Below are 18,447 nucleotides of genomic sequence, written 5' to 3'. Positions count from 1 at the left end.
CCCTGAGAGGTGCGGCGGCTACGGGTGTGACGGGACCGTGGTCAGCAGCGGCTTCGGGGACGTCGTACCCGTCGGTGCGCCCATGGCTGTGATCGCGAGGACGAAGGCGAGCGCGACGGCGAGACCGGCCGCGGCGGCGATCAGGGCACGCATACGGGGCCTCCCCGGCTGCCGACGATGAGCTGATGGGATGTCAGGTCGGGGCACCGTAGCAACGGGCGTGCGAGATGAGAACAACTCGCACACGCGAAAGCGGCACCCCTCGCCGTGAACGGGGTGCCGCTTTCGTGCGGATGAACGTGTACGACTGAACGTGTACGACGGTTACGCGCTCGGGGAGGCGGAAGCCGACGGGCTGGCGGCCTCCGTCGGAGTCGCCGATTCCGTCGGAGTCGCCGATTCCGTCGGGGTGGGTGCCGCCGTCACCGTCAGCTCGACCGTGAGGGTGGCACCGCCGGTGGTGGTGATGCGGAGCAGGAAGGTGCCGGTGGTGTCGTCCGCGTACAGCTTCGGCAGCTTGAGCAGGCCGTTCGCGTCCGTTTCGAGGCCCGTGAGGGTGCGGACCGTCTTGCTGTCCGCGTCCTTGAAGTAGGGGCCCTTGTCGTTCACGGTCGCGTCGTCGGCCGCTGTGACCAGGGTCGCGGTGGCCGCGACGCCGTCCGCGACGGCGCCGTCGTACGTGGCCTTCAGTTCGACCTGGTCGGCGAACTCGCCGCCCGCCACGCAGGTCAGCGCGGTGGTGCCGGTGCGGGCGAGAGTGTCGGCGGCGCGGGCGGTGACGGTGGCCGAGTAGTCGAGGCCGCCGATCGTACGGCCGACGACGATCGCGCGGACCGTGAAGTCGCCCGTCTTCTCGCCGGCCTTGAGCGTGGGAGCGACGGCGACTCCGGTGCTGTCGGTGGCGACCGTGGCGACGCTCTCACCGCCGGCGAAGGTCGTGTCGGTGTCGCCGACGATCGTGAAGCGGATCCTGACCTTGGCGACCGCCTTGCCGGCCGCGGTCTCCGCGCGCGTGCTGATCTTCTTGGTGAACGCGTCGCCCGCCATCGCGGTGAGCTTGGCGGTACCCGCGTCCTCCAAATGGTGCACCGTGTCGGTGGGTGTGGGTGTGGGTGTGGGTGTCGGCACCGGTGCCGGGGTCGGCACAGTGGGCTTGGCCGGCTTCACCGGGGGCGGGGTGGTGGTCCCCGGCGTGTCGTCCGGACTGGGACTCGGTGTCGGTGTCGTCGCGACCGGCGACGGCGTGGTGCCGGTCCCGGAGTTGGGGTCGCTGCGGCTCTCGGGCAGCGTGCCCGTGCCGTCCGGGACCTCGTGCGTGCCCTTGCGGTAGTACTCCAGCCACGACAGGACGAGGTTCAGATAGTCCGTCGAGTGGTTGTAGCTGAGGATCGCGCGGTTGAGGTCGGCCTGCGTCGACAGGTCCCAGCCGAACCGGCACAGGTAGTGGCCGGCGGCGAGGGCCGCGTCGTAGATGTTGTTGGGGTCTTCCTTGCCGTCGCCGTTGCCGTCGCGGCCCGCCCACGCCCAGGTGGACGGGATGAACTGCATGGGCCCGACGGCCTGGTCGTAGCTGCTGTTGCCGTCGTACGCGCCGTTGTCGGTGTCCCTGATGAGCGCGAAGCCGTTGCCGTCGAGCTGCGGGCCGAGGATCGGGCTGGTCGTGGTGCCGTTCGCGTCGACCCTGCCGCCGCGGGCCTGCCCCGACTCGACCTTGCCGATGGCGGCGAGGAGCTGCCAGGGCAGATTGCAGCCGGGCTTGGCCGTGCCCAGCGCCGTCTCGGCCTTCTTGTAGGCGTCGAGGACGGTCGCGGGTATACCGGCTTCGGCCTCGCCGCGCGAGACCGGCGTGCCTATGGTCGACGACTGCGACGGGCTCGGACTGGGGTTCGGACTGTTCAGCGGCGGAAGGTCCGTGTAATACGGCGAGTTGCCGGTCGCGCTGTCACCGGCCGTGGTCTCCGACGTGGGCTGGGAGTCACTGGCGGCCTGTCTGCCCTGGTCGTCGACCGTCACCCCCGGAGCCTGGGACGCGGACAGAGCCGCGACCGCAGCCGCGGCCACAGCGGTGGTCGCCGCTCCCTTGCGGAGCCTCCTGCCGATGTACGCCGCCATACAGAGAACCCTCCCGTAGGCGACAAGTCGCCCTGTTCTGCCTGCTTTTATCCCGTTTTCGCCGAGACCCGATCAATACCGACCCGCCCCGACCATGACAACCAGCCCTGCAAACCGGCCATTTCGCCCGATTTCACGCCTTCTTTGTGCGTTACACCTTCGGTGCGCTTGCCTGTTCGGCCACGCTCCCCAGCAAGCCGACCCAGGCGACCCTACGACAACTTGTGTTGCGCGGACACCCGTTCGTGCCCGATATTCACCAATTGGCCAACTGTGAATCTGTCGCGTTCCGCGGACCCGGGTGGCCCACACACGGTTTTCACGCGTCCCTTCCACCGCCCCTTCTCTCGCCCGCCGCAGCCTGCGGGCGTCCCGCATACTGGACGCCGGTGATCACCGGGGCGGTTCGCCCTCGCCGATATCCGCTCCAGGGAGCCCACTTGCCGTTCACTCTCAGCCATGCGGCGGCCGTACTGCCCGCCGTACGCGCCGACGGAACCGGCCGCGGCCGACTGGTACCGGCGGCACTCTTCGCCGGCTCCTTCTCCCCCGATCTGACCTACTTCGCGGCGAGCGTCCTGCCCGAGGCGATGGAGTTCGGTGCCGTCACCCACTCCTTCCCGGGCGTCTTCACGATCGACGTGATCGTCGCCTGGGCGCTGGTCGCCCTCTGGCTGTTTCTGCGCGAGCCGCTGGTGGCCCTGCTGCCACGCGCCCGGCAGAGCCGAACGGCGGCCCTGCTGCGCTGCGGAACCCCACGCGCGCGGGCGACACCGTCCCTGATGCTCCAGTGGTACGCGTCAGCCGCCCTCGGCGCCCTGACCCATGTCGTCTGGGACGCGTTCACGCACCACGACCGGTGGGGGGTGCGGCTGCTCCCCGTCCTGGACAGCGAGCTGCGGGGCTCACCTCTGTACTGGTACCTGCAGTACGGCGGTTCGGCGCTGGCAGCGGTGGCCGTCGCCGGGTTCGTGTACTACGCGCTACAGAGGATCCGCGCGGGGGAGCCAACCGGCGTACCGCTGCTGTCCGTTCGGGACCGGTGGCTGGCCTGCGCCGTGATCGGCGGCTGCGCGGCGGTGGGGGCGGTACAGCGGGTCCTGCGCTGGTGGGCGCACTGGGGTTCGACGGCAAAGCCGTGGGAGGTCATCCCGACGTTGTGCTTCGGAATCGGTGCGGGACTGCTGCCGGGACTGCTCCTGTACGCGGCCGGGATCAGGGTCTGGCGCTCCGGGGAGCGGGCGGGCACACAGGCCCTGCAGGACCATCATCGCCTCCGTATGGAAGGTCACGCAGAAGGTCGCGCCGTGGACCGTACGGGAGGCCGTGCGGAAGGTGGTCCAGAGGAGAAGGCGGAGAATCACGCGGGAGGGCGGGCCGGAGGGCGCGCGGGTTCTCGCTGACCGCCGCGTAGCGGCCTACGCAGCCACCCGCGCCCCCAGACGGTCCAGAGGCGCCAGGCCTGGGCGCGGCCGGACAGCGGAAAGCCGGAGCGCGGGTCCAGGTGGGCACGGCGGGTGCGGGGGCGCGGTGCGAGTGCACGCCGGAGCGCGTCCGCACGGCAGCCGAGGGGGACAGTGGCTGGGCTGCCGCCCGGAATGCGGGCGGTGCTCGCATCGGCCGCGTATGCCGGTGCCGGAGAGGGCCGCATGGGGGCCGTCCGGCGGGTGAGCGTGCGTATACCCATGCCCGCATCCTGGCGGGCGGCCTCCGGGGAGGCGTGTTCGCGGGGGCCACGCGAGTGACGGGCCCTCCGGGGGTCGGGCGGGGGCGTGCGCGGGTCGGATGCCGGGGCGGCGCCGACGGGCCGCACCGGGCCCGGCACGGGCCGAAGCCCACCAGACTCGGCGCAGGCCCAGAAGCCGAACCGGACTCGACGCGGGCCCAGAAGCCGCACCGGACGCCGTACGCGTCCAGGGGCTGCACCAGACCCGATACCGGCCCGAAGCCCGGACCAAGCCCGGCAACGCGAGGCAAGCCCGGCCCGGACCCAGAAGCCGCACCGAGCCCACCGCGTACAGAAGACGCACCAGATTCGAGGCAGGACCAGAGACTGCACTGGACCCGGCACGGGCCCAGAAGCCGCACCCCGGCCGGTGCCTGGCGGGGGCGTCCAGGGCGACACAGACGGGGCCGGTTGCCTCTGCGGTCTCGGCGCGCCCGCCCGGCTCGGAATCGCACACCTGCGCCGCAGGCCTCGCCCCGCCCCGTCGGCACCCTCGCGCCTGTCACCGGAGAGGCGACGCTCCCCGGCAGGGCGGAGGCCGCGTCAGGCCTAACCCGCCCGCAGGCTCCGTCCGGAAGGCAGGGCGGGGCGGGGCGAGCCAGGGGCGGCCACCCGGCCCCCTGTACCAAAGGGGCGCGGAGCCGTGCCGACATGCGGCTCCGCCGCGCGGGCGCGACCGGCCACCGCCTCACGGTCAACGGACCGCACACCCAACTGCCTGACCAGCGGAGCGTCAGTGCGCCGCCGACTCCCAGTCGAGCCCCGAGCCCACCGACACGTCCAGCGGGGCCCGGAGGGTCACCGCGCCCGCCATCTCCCGGCGGACCAGTTCCTCCGTTGCCTCGCGCTCGCCCGGGGCGATCTCCAGGACGATTTCGTCGTGGACCTGGAGCAGCATGCGGGACTTGAGCTCCGCCTTCTCCAGTGCCCGGCCCACGTTCAGCATGGCGATCTTGACGATGTCCGCCGCCGTGCCCTGGATCGGGGCGTTCAGGGCCATGCGTTCGGCCATCTCGCGGCGCTGGCGGTTGTCACTGTTGAGGTCGGGGAGGTAGCGGCGGCGGCCGAAGAGGGTCTCGGTGTAGCCCGTCGCCCGCGCCTCGTCGACGACCCGGCGCAGATAGTCCCTTACCCCGCCGAAGCGTTCGAAGTACGTGTCCATCAGGCCGCGCGCCTCGCCCGCGTCGATGTTCAGCTGCCCGGACAGGCCGAAGGCCGACAGACCGTACGCCAGGCCGTACGACATCGCCTTGATCTTGCGGCGCATCTCCGCGTCCACGGCGGACCGGTCGACCGCGAACACCTGGGAGGCGACCGTGGTGTGCAGGTCCTCGCCGGACGTGAACGCCTCCAGCAGTCCCTCGTCCTCCGAGAGGTGGGCCATCACCCGGAGTTCGATCTGGCTGTAGTCCGCGGTCATCAGGGACTCGAAGCCCTCGCCGACCACGAAGCCGCGGCGGATCGCCCGGCCCTCGTCCGTACGGACCGGAATGTTCTGGAGGTTGGGGTCCGTGGAGGACAGCCGGCCCGTCGCCGCCACCGTCTGGTTGAACGTCGTGTGGATACGGCCGTCCGACGCGATCGTCTTGATCAGGCCCTCGACGGTGACGCGCAGCTTCGCCTGCTCGCGGTGGCGGAGCATGATGACCGGCAGTTCGTTGTCCGTCTGATTCGCCAGCCACGCCAGGGCGTCCGCGTCCGTCGTGTAGCCGGTCTTCGTCTTCTTCGTCTTCGGGAGGCCCAGCTCCCCGAAGAGGACCTCCTGGAGCTGCTTGGGCGAGCCGAGGTTGAACTCGTGACCGACCGCCGCGTGCGCCTCCTTCACCGCCTGCTGCACCGCGCCGGCGAACATCTGCTCCATGGCTTCCAGGTGGGCCCGGTCCGCCGCGATGCCGTGCCGCTCCATGCGGGCCAGCAGCGCCGAGGTCGGCAGCTCCACGTCATGCAGCAGATCCGCCGAACCGACCTCCTGGAGGCGCTCGCCGAACGCCTCACCCAGGTCGACGATCGTGCGGGCCTGCACCATCAGGGACTCGGCCTCCGCGCCGTCGTCCGCACCGAAGGCCAGCTGGCCGTCCGCCGTCGCCGCGGGCGCCAGCTCACGGCCGAGGTACTCCAGCGACAGCGCGTCCAGGTCGAAGGAACGGCGGCCCGGCTTGACCAGATACGCGGCGAGTGCCGTGTCCATGCTCACCCCGGCCACGGTCCAGCCGTGCTCCGCGAAGACCCGCATCGCGCCCTTGGCGCTGTGGAAAACCTTGGGCCGGTCCGCACCCGCCAGCCAGGCCGCGAACGCGTTCTCGTCGGCCTCGTCCAGCTCCGCCGGGTCGAACCAGACCGCCGCTCCCCCGGGCGCGGCGAGCGCGATCTCGGCGACCGAGCCACTGCCGAGCGCCCAGGTGCCGACCGTGGCGACACCAAGGACCGTCGTGCCGTGCTCGGCGAGCCAGGGGGCCAGCTCACCCGCGCCGAGCACCGCCCCGTCCACCTCGACACCGCCCTCGGCGACCGGTCCGGCCTCGGCCTCCTCAGCGCCCGGATCGACGGCCAGCAGCCGCTCGCGCAGCGAGGGATTCCGGATCTCCAGGGTGTCGAGGACCATCGCGACCGCCGTACGGTCATACGCCGCCCGCGCCAAGTCCGTGACCGTCTTCGGGAGTTCGACGTCCCGCACCATCTCCGTGAGCCGGCGGTTGAGCTTGACGGCCTCCAGGTGGTCGCGCAGGTTCTGCCCGGCCTTGCCCTTGACCTCCTCGACCCGCTCGACCAGGTCCGCGAACGACCCGAACTGGTTGATCCACTTCGCCGCCGTCTTCTCACCGACCCCCGGAATACCCGGCAGATTGTCGGACGGGTCACCGCGCAGCGCCGCGAAGTCCGGGTACTGCGCCGGGGTCAACCCGTACTTCTCGAAGACCTTCTCCGGAGTGAACCGGGTCAGCTCCGAGACGCCCTTCGTCGGATACAGCACCGTCGTGTTCTCGGTGACCAGCTGGAAGGAGTCCCGGTCACCCGTGACGATCAGCACCTCGAAGCCCTCGGCCTCGGCCTGCGTGGCCAGCGTGGCGATGACGTCGTCGGCCTCGAAACCATCGACCGCGAACCGCTCCGCGTGCATCGCGTCCAGCAGTTCGCCGATCAGCTCGACCTGCCCCTTGAACTCGTCCGGGGTCTTCGACCGGTTCGCCTTGTACTCCGTGAACTCCGCGGAGCGCCAAGTCTTGCGGGACACGTCGAACGCCACCGCGAAGTGCGTGGGCGCCTCGTCGCGCAGCGTGTTGGCGAGCATCGACGCGAAGCCGTAGATCGCGTTCGTCGGCTGACCCGTCGCGGTCGTGAAATTCTCCGCGGGCAGCGCGAAGAACGCGCGGTACGCCAGCGAGTGCCCGTCCATGAGCATCAGCCGGGGGCGGCCCGTGCCGGAGGTCTTCTCGGTCTTCTTCGATGCTGTTTCTGCCACGCCCCCGATCCTGCCACGTGCCACTGACAACGCGGGACGCCTGAGCCGTCCAGGACCTGCTACGCCGTTGTCACTGCCCCGTGCGAGGATCGCAGAGGTGGCACACCCGCAGGTGAACCATGCGCACGCCCACCACGTGCAAGCGGAGAGACACGCGCAAGCGAAGGGGCTCAGCAATGGCCAGCAAGCCGCCCAAGAGTGATCCGGTCCAGGACGCGCCGCAGGTCGCCGAGCCGAAACATGCCGTGGCCGGACTGCCCGCCATCGGCCACACGCTGCGCATCGCCCAGCAGCAGATGGGCGTCCGCCGTACCGCGCTCACCCTGCTGCGTGTCAACCAGAAGGACGGCTTCGACTGTCCGGGCTGTGCCTGGCCGGATCCGGACCACCGGCACACGGCGGAGTTCTGCGAGAACGGCGCGAAGGCCGTCGCCGAGGAAGCCACCCTGCGCCGTGTCACCCCGGAGTTCTTCGCCGCCCACACCGTGACCGACCTGGCCGGCCGCAGCGGCTACTGGCTGGGCCAGCAGGGCCGCCTCACCCACCCCATGTACCTGCCCGAGGGCGCCGACCGCTACGAACCGGTCTCCTGGGACCGCGCCTTCGACATCGTCGCCGGGGAACTGAAGGCACTCGGCTCACCGGACGAGGCGCTGTTCTACACCTCGGGCCGCACCAGCAACGAGGCGGCCTTCCTCTACCAGCTGTTCGCCCGCGAACTGGGCACCAACAACCTCCCCGACTGCTCCAACATGTGCCACGAGTCGTCGGGCTCCGCACTCTCCGAGACCATCGGCATCGGCAAGGGCAGCGTCCACCTGGAGGACCTCTACAAGGCCGATCTGATCATCGTCGCCGGCCAGAACCCCGGCACCAACCACCCCCGGATGCTCTCCGCCCTGGAGAAGGCCAAGGCGAACGGCGCGCGGATCATCAGCGTCAACCCGCTCCCCGAGGCGGGCCTCGAACGCTTCAAGAACCCGCAGACCCCCCAGGGCATGCTCAAGGGCGCCGCCCTCAACGACCTGTTCCTGCAGATCCGCATCGGCGGCGACCAGGCCCTCTTCCGTCTCCTCAACAAGCTCATCCTGGACACACAGGGCGCGGTCGACGAGCCCTTCGTCCGCGGACACACCCACGGCTACGAGGAGTTCGCCGAGGCGGCCCGCGCCGCAGACTGGGACGAGACCCTCACCGCGACGGGCCTCACGCGCGCGGAGATCGAAAAAGCCCTCGGCATGGTCCTGGCCTCCGAGCGCACCATCGTGTGCTGGGCGATGGGCCTGACCCAGCACAAGCACTCCGTGCCCACCATCCGCGAAGTGGTCAACTTCCTTCTCCTGCGCGGAAACATCGGCCGCCCGGGCGCCGGCGTGTGCCCGGTGCGCGGCCACTCGAACGTGCAGGGCGACCGCACCATGGGCATCTTCGAACGCCCCGCCCCCGCCTTCCTGGACGCCCTGGAGAAGGAGTTCGGCTTCGTCCCGCCCCGCGAACACGGTTACGACGTCGTACGGGCCATCCGCGCCCTGCGCGACGGCGACGCGAAGGTCTTCTTCGCCATGGGCGGCAACTTCGTCTCCGCCTCCCCCGACACCGAGGTCACCGAGGCGGCCATGCGCCGCGCCCGCCTGACCGTGCACGTGTCGACGAAGCTGAACCGCTCGCACGCCGTCACGGGCGCGCGTGCCCTGATCCTGCCGACGCTCGGCCGCACCGAGCGTGACCTCCAGGACAGCGGCGAGCAGTTCGTGACGGTCGAGGACTCCATGGGCATGGTGCACGCCTCCCGGGGCCGCCTCGACCCGGCGAGCACGCATCTCCTCTCCGAGCCGGCCATCGTCTGCCGCCTGGCCCGGCGCGTCCTGGGCGAGGAGTCCCGCACGCCCTGGGAGGAGTTCGAGAAGGACTACGCCACGGTCCGCGACCGCATCGCACGCGTGATCCCGGGCTTCGAGAACTTCAACGCGCGCGTGACCGATCCTGCTGGTCGCCCTGCGGGCTTCGCCCTCCCGCACGCCCCGCGCGACGAACGCCGCTTCCCGACGGCGACCGGGAAGGCGAACTTCACCGCGGCGCCCGTCGAGTTCCCGGAGCTCCCCGAAGGCCGCCTGCTGCTGCAGACCCTCCGCTCGCACGACCAGTACAACACCACGATCTACGGCCTGGACGACCGCTACCGAGGCATCAGGAACGGCCGCCGTGTCGTCCTGGTGAACCCCGAGGACGCGCGGACCCTCGGGGTCGCCGACGCGTCGTACGTCGATCTCGTGAGCGAGTGGAAGGACGGCGTCGAGCGGCGGGCGCCCGGCTTCCGGATCGTGTTCTACCCGACGGCGCGGGGATGCGCGGCGGCCTACTACCCGGAGACCAACGTCCTGGTCCCGCTGGACGCCACCGCGGACACCAGCAACACCCCGGCCAGCAAGTCCGTGGTCGTGCGTCTGGAACAATCGGCGACCGACTGAGCGTTTGCTCAGCAGCTGGAGGTAGGCGTGCGGACGCCGTACCGACCACGACGAACGGAGCCGGGCCCATGGGTGAGCAGCAACACGTGAAGTTCCCGCAAAAGGTCATCGACGAGTACACGGCACTCGGGGTCGACGTGGTCGCCATGTTCTCCGCGGGACACCTGGGCAACCGGATGGGCGTCCAGATCGTGGAGGCGTCCGCCGACCGTGTCGTCGGCACGATGCCCGTCGAGGGCAACACACAGCCGTACGGGCTGCTCCACGGGGGCGCGTCCGCGGTGCTGGCCGAGACGCTCGGGTCGGTCGGGGCGATGCTGCACGGGGGCAGCACGAAGATCGCCGTCGGCGTGGACCTGAACTGCACCCATCATCGCGGGGCCCGCTCCGGCCTGGTCACCGGCGTGGCCACGCCGGTGCACCGGGGGCGGACCACGGCGACGTACGAGATCGTGATCACGGACGAGGCCGACAAGCGCGTGTGCACGGCGCGTTTGACGTGCCTGCTGCGGGACGCGGCCGCGACTGGCTGAGGGAGAGGTCTCGCCCCCGCCGCCCCGACCCGTCCCACCCCTGCGGGCTGCGCCCCCAGTCCCCTCCTACGGCCCTGAACGAGCCCTGTCCTCAAACGCCGGACAGGCTGGATGGTGCCGGGGACGCTGGAGAGGCTCCGCCTGGGCCGTCGGGACGGCGGGGGTGGGCGGGCGGGACAGAAACCGGGGTTGAACAGGCCATGTCCCCAAACGCCGGACAGGCTGGGGGTACCGGCCGGCGCTGGAGAGGGCTCTCCTGGGACCGTAAGGATGGTGGGGGTGGACGGGAGGAGCTCGCGCTGAAGGAACCCTGTCCAAACCCTGTCCTCAAACGCCGGACGCGCCAAGACACCTGGCCCCGCACCGAACGGATACGGCAAACGGACGGGCGGGGGAAACACGGCCGGCCCCGACCTCCCGCCCCACCGCCAAAGGCCCCCGTTGCCCACCCCCCAACCCCCCACTACCGTTCCCCCATGAGGCTGCGACCATGACCGGCATCGGGCCCGTCGAACCCGTCAACTCACCGGACGGGCAAGAGACTTACGAAGTCATCGGTGCCGACACACCACGCTTCACGGACCGTTGGCAAGCGCTGCCGCCGCGCGTCCGCAGAGCTGTTGTCGGTACCGCCGCGCTCGCCGCCACGACGGCAGCAGTCATCGTCGTGCTGCCCCCGGTACCGTCCGCACCCACCAACACCCTCACGCCCATGCCCTGGCCCGCGAACGTCACCACCTTCCGGTACACGGGACTCGCCGCGACCTTCGACTCCGCGCCCGCCAGCGGCCTGTTCCGGTTCGCGGTGACTGTCCACAGCGGGCCTCCCGTCACCCTGCGCGTCACCGGCGCCGCCTTCGACGGTCTCACCGCTCGCATCTCACCCGACGAGAGCTCCACCATCCACGCCGGGACCACCCGTCGGATCACCGTTCAGATATCCGTGGTCGACTGCTCGGGCTTACCCCTCGACGCGGGCATGCCCTTCCTCGACGTAACGCTGCGTAACACGCGCGCAATGCAGCATCACAGTTTCATCTTCGGCGGCGCCTACCCTCAGGACCTCTCCGAGCTTCTCCACGCCGCCTGCGGCCCGGTGCCCTCAAGGCCAAGCCCACGGGCAACCGGAAGTGCAAATTCTCAAAATGCGGACCGCGTACAACACCCCCCAATACGGGCGGAACCGCCTTCATCCCGAGGATCATCAACCAGCACGTCATAACAAGAAAGTCACAAGCCAGCCCACGTAACGCCTGCACGCTCAGACCAGGCTTAGAGTCACGGCCAGTCACCGCGTCATCGGCTCGAAGTCGTTTCGGCCCAGCGCTCGACTCAGTCGCTTCCACGGGGAAGGGACGCGCCACGAAAGGACTGATCGTGCGTCAACGTTCGCTCATCGCCATTACCGCCACATTGGCGGCAGGAGCTCTCACCCTCACCGCCTGCGGCTCACGCGACGACGACGGTGGTTCGGACTCCGGCAGCGGTGGCACCACCGTGACCATAGGTGTCGACGCCCCGCTGACCGGTGACCTCTCCGCACTGGGCCTCGGCATCAAGAACTCCGTCGACCTCGCCGCCAAGCAGGCCAACGAGCAGAAGTACGTCGACGGCATCACCTTCAAGATCGAAGCCCTCGACGACCAGGCACTGCCCTCCTCGGGCCAGCAGAACGCCACCAAGCTGGTCGCGGACAAGGAGGTGCTCGGCGTAGTCGGACCGCTGAACTCCTCCGTCGCCGAGTCCATGCAGAAGATCTTCGACGACGCCAAGCTCGTCGAGGTCTCCCCCGCCAACACCAACCCGGCCCTCACCCAGGGCACGGACTGGAACGGCGGCACGAAGACCCGCCCGTACAAGTCGTACTTCCGCACGTCGACCACGGACGCCATCCAGGGCCCGTTCGCCGCGCAGTACGTCTACAACGACTCCAAGAAGAAAAAGGTCTTCGTCATCGACGACAAGAAGACCTACGGCGCCGGCCTGGCCGCCACCTTCACCGAGGAGTTCAAGAAGCTCGGCGGCACGGTGGTCGGCACCCAGCACATCGACCCCGAGACCAAGGACTTCTCCGCGGTCGCCACCCAGGTGAAGAGCTCCGGCGCGGACGTCGTCTACTACGGCGGCGAATACCCGCAGGCCGGCCCGCTCAGCAAGCAGATCAAGGCCGCTGGCGCCAAGATCCCGCTCGTCGGCGGCGACGGCATCTACAGCGGCGAATTCATCAAGCTGGCCGGCGACAGCGCCACCGGCGACCTCGCCACCTCCGTCGGCGCGCCGGTCGAGGAACTCGCCTCCGCCAAGGAGTTCGTCGCCAACTACAAGGCCGAGGGCTACAAGGAGGCCTTCGAGGCGTACGGCGGCTACTCCTACGACTCCGCCTGGGCGATCATCGAGGCCGTGAAGAAGGTCGTCGAGGACAACGACGGCAAGCTCCCGGACGACGCCCGCGCCAAGGTCACCGAGGCCATGCAGAACGTCTCCTTCGACGGTGTGACCGGCAAGGTCGCCTTCGACGAGTACGGTGACGCCACCAACAAGCAGCTCACCGTCTACGCGATCGAGAACGGTGCCTGGAGCTCCGTGAAGTCCGGTACCTACACAGGCTGACCCACCCGCACCACGGAAGAGCCGCGCGGGGCGCCGCACCACAGGCGCCCCGCGCGCACTCACATCCGGCCACATCCGTCGAACATCCGACATCCGAACGTCTCGGAGGACATGCGGTGAACGAACTGCCGCAGCAGCTGGTCAACGGCCTGCTACTGGGATCCATGTACGGGCTCGTCGCCATCGGCTACACAATGGTCTACGGCATCGTCCAGCTCATCAACTTCGCCCACGGCGAGATCTTCATGACCGGAGCCTTCGGCGCTCTCACGGTCTACCTGTACATCCTGCCCGACGGCACCACCATGTGGCTGGCGCTGCCCCTCATGCTCATCGGCGCCATCCTCGTCTCCACCACGATCGCCGTGGGAGCCGAACGGTTCGCCTACCGCCCGCTGCGCGGCGCACCACGCCTCGCCCCCCTCATCACCGCCATCGGCCTCTCCCTCGCCCTCCAGCAGGCGGTATGGGCCTGGTACCCGAACGCCAAGTCCGCCATCACCTTCCCCAACATCCCCGGCGGACCCTTCGAGATCGGCAGCGTCACCATCCAGACCGGCGACGTCTTCCTCTTCACCGCCGCCCCCATCAGCATGGCAATCCTTGCTTACTTCGTGATGAAGACCCGAACCGGACGCGGAATGCAGGCCACCGCCCAGGACCCGGACACCGCCAAGCTCATGGGCATCAACACCGACCAGATCATCGTGGTCGCCTTCGCCCTCGGTGCCGCCTTCGCCGCCGTCGGAGGCCTGGCCTACGGCCTCAAGTACGGCCAGATCGACTTCCGCATGGGCTTCATCCTCGGCCTCAAGGCCTTCACCGCCGCAGTCCTCGGCGGCATCGGCAACATCTACGGAGCCATGATCGGCGGCCTCGTCCTCGGCCTCGCAGAAACCATGGCCACCGCCTACATCGCCGACGTCCCCGGCATGGCGCAGCTCGGCGGCCAGTCCTGGGCCAACGTCTGGGCCTTCGTACTCCTCATCCTCGTGCTCCTGTTCAGGCCACAGGGCCTGCTCGGCGAGCGCGTGGCGGACAGGGCGTGACACCGATGACCACACAGACCACCACACCCGAGACGCCCAGCACCCCGACCCCGGGAACCGACAAGGGCCTCGTCGCCATCCCCCCCATCATCGGTCGCGCACTCGCCACCGGCGGCGGCGCCCTCACCGTCGTCTCCGCCTTCCTCGCCTGGACCTGGACCTCCGAATTCCCCGGTGACCTCACCGTCTACGGCTACCCGGGCGGACTCCAGGTCCTCGTCCTCATCGGCGGCCTCCTCACCACCCTGTTCGGCCTCGCCTCGTACGGCGTCAAGGGCCTCGGCTGGCTGGTACCCGCCGGCGCCTCCAGCGCCCTCAAACTCGCCGCACTCGGCACCTTCGCCACCGCCTGGTACACGGTCATCGCGATCACCCTCCAGCTCGGCGGCCTCGTCAACCTCGAACCCGGCGGCTACATCGCCGCCATCGCCACCCTCGGTTCCCTCCTCGGCGCACTCGCCCTGCCGTTCCAGCGGCCGGAACCCGACATCGCCGACCCCGAGGACACCCCCCGCGAGCGGCTCCTCCTCGACGTACGCAACACCGTCAGCGTCTTCAAGGCCGCGTTCGTCTCCGGCACCCCCACCCCGGCACCGAAGCTGCCCTCATACGCCGAGATCCTGATCATCGTCGCGGTACTCGGCCTCGGCCTGACCATCTTCACCTACGGCATCGGCACCGAGTACGACGAACTCTTCGTCGGCTTCCTGATCACCACCGGCTTCGGCTTCGCCGCCGTCGCCAAGGCCGGACTCATCAGCAGGGTCTCCGCCGTCACCGCGAAACACCGCAACGTGACGATGCTCGGCGCGTTCCTCGCCGCCGCGGCCTTCCCCTTCACCCAGTCCGACGACCAGTACGCGACAATCGGCGTCTACATCCTGATCTTCGCCACCGTCGCCCTCGGCCTGAACATCGTCGTCGGCCTCGCCGGCCTCCTCGACCTCGGATACGTCGCCTTCCTCGGCGTCGGCGCCTACACCGCGGCCATGGTCTCCGGCTCCCCCTCCTCCCCGTTCGACATCCAACTCCCGTTCTGGGCCTCCGCCCTGCTCGGCGCCGCCGTCGCCATGGTCTTCGGCGTCCTCATCGGCGCCCCGACCCTGCGGCTCCGCGGCGACTACCTCGCCATCGTGACCCTCGGCTTCGGTGAGATCTTCCGCATCGCCGTCCTCAACATGGACGGCACCTCGGGCCCGGACATCACCAACGGCTCCAACGGCATCGCGTCGATCCCGAACCTCAACATCCTCGGCTTCGACTTCGGCGCGGAACACACCTTCGCCGGCTTCACCATCGCCCGCTTCGCCAACTACTTCCTGCTGATGCTTCTCATCACGCTGATCGTCGTGGTCGTCTTCCGCCGCAGCAGCGACTCCCGTATCGGCCGCGCCTGGATCGCCATCCGGGAGGACGAGACCGCCGCTCTCGCCATGGGCATCAACGGTTTCCGCGTCAAGCTCATCGCCTTCGCCCTCGGCGCGGCCCTCGCCGGCCTCGCCGGTACGGTCCAGGCACACGTCACCTACACCGTGACCCCCGAGCAGTACACGTTCGCCGCCGTGGTCCCCCCGAACTCGGCGTTCCTGCTCGCAGCGGTCGTCCTCGGCGGCATGGGCACCATCAGCGGACCCCTCGTCGGCGCCGCACTGCTCTACCTCATCCCGGCCAAACTGCAGTTCCTCGACGACTACCAGCTCCTCGCCTTCGGACTCGCACTCGTCCTGCTCATGCGCTTCCGCCCCGAGGGCCTCATCCCGAACCGGCGCCGCCAGCTCGAATTCCACGAAGACGCGGAAGCGCCCACAGTCCTCAGCAAGGCAGGGGCCTGATCACCATGACTACCGACACCACCCCGGCCGCCGCCTCCGGCGCCACCGCCCCCAGCGAGGTCGTACTCGACGCCCGCGGCGTCACCATGCGCTTCGGCGGCCTCACCGCCGTACGCAACGTGGACCTCACCGTCAACAGCGGCGAGATCGTCGGACTCATCGGCCCCAACGGCGCCGGCAAGACGACCTTCTTCAACTGCCTCACCGGCCTCTACATCCCCACCGAGGGAGAAGTCCGCTACAAAGGCACCGTCCTGCCGCCCAAGTCCTTCAAGGTCACCGCGGCCGGCGTCGCACGCACGTTCCAGAACATCCGTCTCTTCGCCAACATGACGGTCCTCGAAAACGTACTCGTCGGCCGCCACACCCGCACCAAAGAAGGCCTCTGGTCCGCACTCCTGCGCGGCCCCGGCTTCAAGAAGGCCGAGAAGGCATCCGAAGAACGCGCCATGGAACTCCTCGAGTTCATCGGCCTCGCCCACAAGCGCGACCACCTCTCCAGGAACCTCCCCTACGGCGAACAGCGCAAGCTCGAGATCGCACGAGCCCTGGCCAGCGAACCCGGCCTGCTCCTCCTCGACGAGCCCACCGCAGGCATGAACCCGCAGGAAACCCGCGCCACCGAAGAACTCGTCTTCGCCATCCGCGACCAGGGCATCGCCGTACTCGTCATCGAGCACGACATGCGGTTCATCTTCAACCTCTGCGACCGCGTCGCCGTCCTCGTCCAGGGCGAAAAACTCGTCGAAGGCGACAGCGCGACCGTGCAGGGCGACGAGCGCGTCATCGCCGCCTACCTCGGAGAACCCTTCGAAGGCGCCCCCGGCGCCGAGGAGGTCACCGAAGTCGAGGCAGCCGAGGCACACGCCGAGACCACCAAGGACGCCGCGCCCGGCAAGGAGACCGACCGATGACCGCACTCCTGGAAGTCGAGGACCTCCGGGTCGCCTACGGCAAGATCGAAGCCGTCAAGGGCATCTCCTTCAAGGTCGAAGCCGGCCAGGTGGTCACCCTCATCGGCACCAACGGCGCCGGCAAGACCACCACACTGCGCACCCTCTCGGGCCTCCTCAAGCCCGTCGGAGGCCAGATCAAGTTCGACGGCAAATCACTGAAGAAGACCCCCGCCCACCAGATCGTCTCCCTCGGTCTCGCCCACTCCCCCGAGGGGCGGCACATCTTCCCCCGCATGACCATCGAGGACAACCTCCGGCTCGGCGCCTTCCTCCGCAACGACAAAGCGGGCATCGAGAAGGACATCCAGCGCGCCTACGACCTCTTCGCCATCCTCGGAGAACGCCGCAAGCAGGCCGCAGGCACCTTGTCGGGCGGTGAACAGCAGATGCTGGCCATGGGCCGCGCGCTCATGTCCCAGCCCAAGCTGCTGATGCTCGACGAACCCTCCATGGGCCTCTCGCCGATCATGATGCAGAAGATCATGGCCACCATCGCCGAACTCAAGGCCTCCGGCACGACCATCCTCCTCGTCGAGCAGAACGCCCAGGCGGCGCTCTCCCTCGCCGACCAGGGACACGTCATGGAGATCGGCAAGATCGTGCTCTCCGGCACCGGGCAGGACCTGCTGCACGACGAATCCGTGCGGAAGGCCTACCTGGGCGAGGACTGAGCCCGCCCCGGAAGAGGTACTACGAAGAGGCCCGCACCCCCTTGTCAGGGGCGCGGGCCTCTTACGCTGTCCGGGCCGGCGACTAGCCCTTCGCCGCCTTCTTCTCCTCGGCGTCCGCGATGACCGCCTCGGCGACCTGTTGCATGGACATACGCCGGTCCATCGACGTCTTCTGGATCCACCGGAACGCGGCGGGCTCGGTCAGCCCGTACTCCGTCTGAAGGACCGACTTGGCACGGTCGACGAGCTTGCGGGTCTCCAGTCGCAGAGTGAGATCCGCGATCTCCTTCTCCAGCGTCCGCAGCTCGTTGAACCGCGACACCGCCATCTCGATCGCCGGCACGACATCGCTCTTGCTGAACGGCTTCACGAGGTACGCCATGGCTCCGGCGTCCCGGGCCCGCTCGACGAGGTCGCGCTGCGAGAAGGCGGTCAGCATCAGCACCGGGGCGATGGACTCCGCGGCGATCTTCTCGGCCGCCGAGATGCCGTCGAGCTTGGGCATCTTCACATCGAGGATGACGAGGTCGGGGCGGTGCTCACGGGCTAGCTCCACGGCCTCCTCACCGTCACCGGCCTCACCGACGACGGAGTAGCCCTCCTCTTCGAGCATCTCCTTGAGATCGAGCCGGATGAGCGCCTCGTCCTCGGCAATGACGACACGGGTCGTCAGCGGAGGCACGTGCGACTTGTCGTCGTCGGGCGCGTCTGCGGGCTGGGGCGACTCGGGGGCGGTCACGGGGGCTCCTTGTTACGGGCCGGGCACTGCTGCTGCTTTGCAGCCTACCTAGCGGCGGGGATCTGCGGTGACCCGGTACACTCGCGTCAGCGCCTGGCCGGGTTGGTGGAATGGCATACACGGAGGTCTCAAACACCTCTGCCTGAGAGGGCTTGCGGGTTCGAATCCCGCACCCGGCACGCTCGGAAGCGGATGCTCACGTTCGCGTGAACATCCGCTTTTTGCTGTGTGTCGTCGTGTCCCTCCCCTCGTAGCGTGGAGTCCGTGATTGCAGGGGAAGTTGGGGTTCAT

12 protein-coding genes and 1 tRNA gene are annotated in these 18,447 nt (G+C 69.2%); 9 read left to right on the top strand and 4 right to left on the bottom strand.

Going from position 1 to position 18,447, the window contains the following annotated elements; genetic code table 11:
* Positions 1-18 precede the first annotated feature (18 nt).
* Together RB628_RS21805 and RB628_RS21800 are read right to left on the bottom strand one after the other, a co-directional pair.
* The gene (locus tag RB628_RS21805) at positions 19-153 is read right to left on the bottom strand and encodes an SPW_0924 family protein (RefSeq protein ID WP_318322186.1); all 135 of its coding nucleotides are present in this window, start codon (positions 151-153) and stop codon (positions 19-21) included.
* 171 nt (positions 154-324) lie between these two features.
* Positions 325-2,112 carry a lytic transglycosylase domain-containing protein gene (locus RB628_RS21800; protein ID WP_318322185.1) on the bottom strand — a complete coding sequence of 596 codons (1,788 nt, stop codon included), beginning with the start codon at positions 2,110-2,112 and terminating at the stop codon, positions 325-327.
* 440 nt (positions 2,113-2,552) lie between these two features.
* On the opposite strand from RB628_RS21800, the gene RB628_RS21795 reads away from it, so the two are divergent.
* Positions 2,553-3,515, top strand: coding sequence for a DUF4184 family protein (locus RB628_RS21795; RefSeq protein ID WP_318322184.1), 963 nt, complete (start codon positions 2,553-2,555; stop codon positions 3,513-3,515).
* A 1,056-nt stretch (positions 3,516-4,571) separates the two neighbouring features.
* On the opposite strand, the gene polA is transcribed toward RB628_RS21795, so the two are convergent.
* Positions 4,572-7,298 carry a DNA polymerase I gene (gene polA / locus RB628_RS21790; protein WP_318322183.1) on the bottom strand — a complete coding sequence of 909 codons (2,727 nt, stop codon included), beginning with the start codon at positions 7,296-7,298 and terminating at the stop codon, positions 4,572-4,574.
* Positions 7,299-7,474: 176 nt separating this feature from the next.
* Here polA and RB628_RS21785 point away from each other — a divergent pair, with 176 nt between their 5' ends.
* From RB628_RS21785 to RB628_RS21755, 7 genes are all read left to right on the top strand, one after another.
* Entirely contained in the window at positions 7,475-9,766 is a 2,292-nt protein-coding gene (locus RB628_RS21785) for an FdhF/YdeP family oxidoreductase (protein WP_318322182.1), read from the top strand.
* Positions 9,767-9,834: 68 nt separating this feature from the next.
* A complete protein-coding gene (locus RB628_RS21780; RefSeq protein ID WP_318322181.1) occupies positions 9,835-10,299 on the top strand; it encodes a hotdog fold thioesterase in 465 nt (154 codons plus the stop codon).
* A gap of 1,377 nt (positions 10,300-11,676) precedes the next feature.
* Positions 11,677-12,909, top strand: a complete 1,233-nt coding sequence (locus tag RB628_RS21775) for a branched-chain amino acid ABC transporter substrate-binding protein (protein WP_318322180.1) — start codon at positions 11,677-11,679, stop codon at positions 12,907-12,909.
* A 116-nt stretch (positions 12,910-13,025) separates the two neighbouring features.
* Complete coding sequence (locus tag RB628_RS21770; protein WP_318322179.1) at positions 13,026-13,958, top strand: branched-chain amino acid ABC transporter permease; 933 nt, start codon at positions 13,026-13,028, stop codon at positions 13,956-13,958.
* A gap of 5 nt (positions 13,959-13,963) precedes the next feature.
* A complete protein-coding gene (locus RB628_RS21765; protein WP_318322178.1) occupies positions 13,964-15,790 on the top strand; it encodes an ABC transporter permease subunit in 1,827 nt (608 codons plus the stop codon).
* Between the two features lie 5 nt (positions 15,791-15,795).
* Positions 15,796-16,704: an ABC transporter ATP-binding protein gene (locus RB628_RS21760; RefSeq protein ID WP_318322177.1), complete on the top strand. Its 909-nt coding sequence runs from the start codon at positions 15,796-15,798 to the stop codon at positions 16,702-16,704.
* Positions 16,701-17,417: an ABC transporter ATP-binding protein gene (locus RB628_RS21755; RefSeq protein ID WP_318322176.1), complete on the top strand. Its 717-nt coding sequence runs from the start codon at positions 16,701-16,703 to the stop codon at positions 17,415-17,417. Before RB628_RS21760 ends, RB628_RS21755 begins: the two co-directional genes overlap by 4 nt.
* Positions 17,418-17,499: 82 nt before the next feature.
* Here RB628_RS21755 and RB628_RS21750 read toward each other — a convergent pair whose 3' ends face one another.
* Complete coding sequence (locus RB628_RS21750) at positions 17,500-18,156, bottom strand: ANTAR domain-containing response regulator (RefSeq protein ID WP_318322175.1); 657 nt, start codon at positions 18,154-18,156, stop codon at positions 17,500-17,502.
* A gap of 96 nt (positions 18,157-18,252) precedes the next feature.
* Between RB628_RS21750 and RB628_RS21745 the strand changes: the two genes are divergently transcribed.
* Positions 18,253-18,335: transfer RNA gene (locus RB628_RS21745), tRNA-Leu, on the top strand.
* The last annotated feature ends 112 nt before the right edge of the window (positions 18,336-18,447 follow it).

Origin of the sequence: Streptomyces sp. ADMS (assembly GCF_033441795.1) — a bacterium.
Classification (GTDB): Bacteria; Actinomycetota; Actinomycetes; order Streptomycetales; family Streptomycetaceae; genus Streptomyces.
This window is presented reverse-complemented; position numbering and strand designations above follow the sequence as displayed.

What these genes read in the sequence shown, in the direction of transcription:
- RB628_RS21805 (WP_318322186.1), bottom strand. Translation starts at nt 153, where the DNA reads ATGCGTGCCCTGATCGCCGCCGCGGCCGGTCTCGCCGTCGCGCTCGCC.
- RB628_RS21800 (WP_318322185.1), bottom strand. Translation starts at nt 2,112, where the DNA reads ATGGCGGCGTACATCGGCAGGAGGCTCCGCAAGGGAGCGGCGACCACC.
- RB628_RS21785 (WP_318322182.1), top strand. Translation starts at nt 7,475, where the DNA reads ATGGCCAGCAAGCCGCCCAAGAGTGATCCGGTCCAGGACGCGCCGCAG.
- RB628_RS21780 (WP_318322181.1), top strand. Translation starts at nt 9,835, where the DNA reads ATGGGTGAGCAGCAACACGTGAAGTTCCCGCAAAAGGTCATCGACGAG.
- RB628_RS21765 (WP_318322178.1), top strand. Translation starts at nt 13,964, where the DNA reads ATGACCACACAGACCACCACACCCGAGACGCCCAGCACCCCGACCCCG.
- RB628_RS21760 (WP_318322177.1), top strand. Translation starts at nt 15,796, where the DNA reads ATGACTACCGACACCACCCCGGCCGCCGCCTCCGGCGCCACCGCCCCC.
- RB628_RS21755 (WP_318322176.1), top strand. Translation starts at nt 16,701, where the DNA reads ATGACCGCACTCCTGGAAGTCGAGGACCTCCGGGTCGCCTACGGCAAG.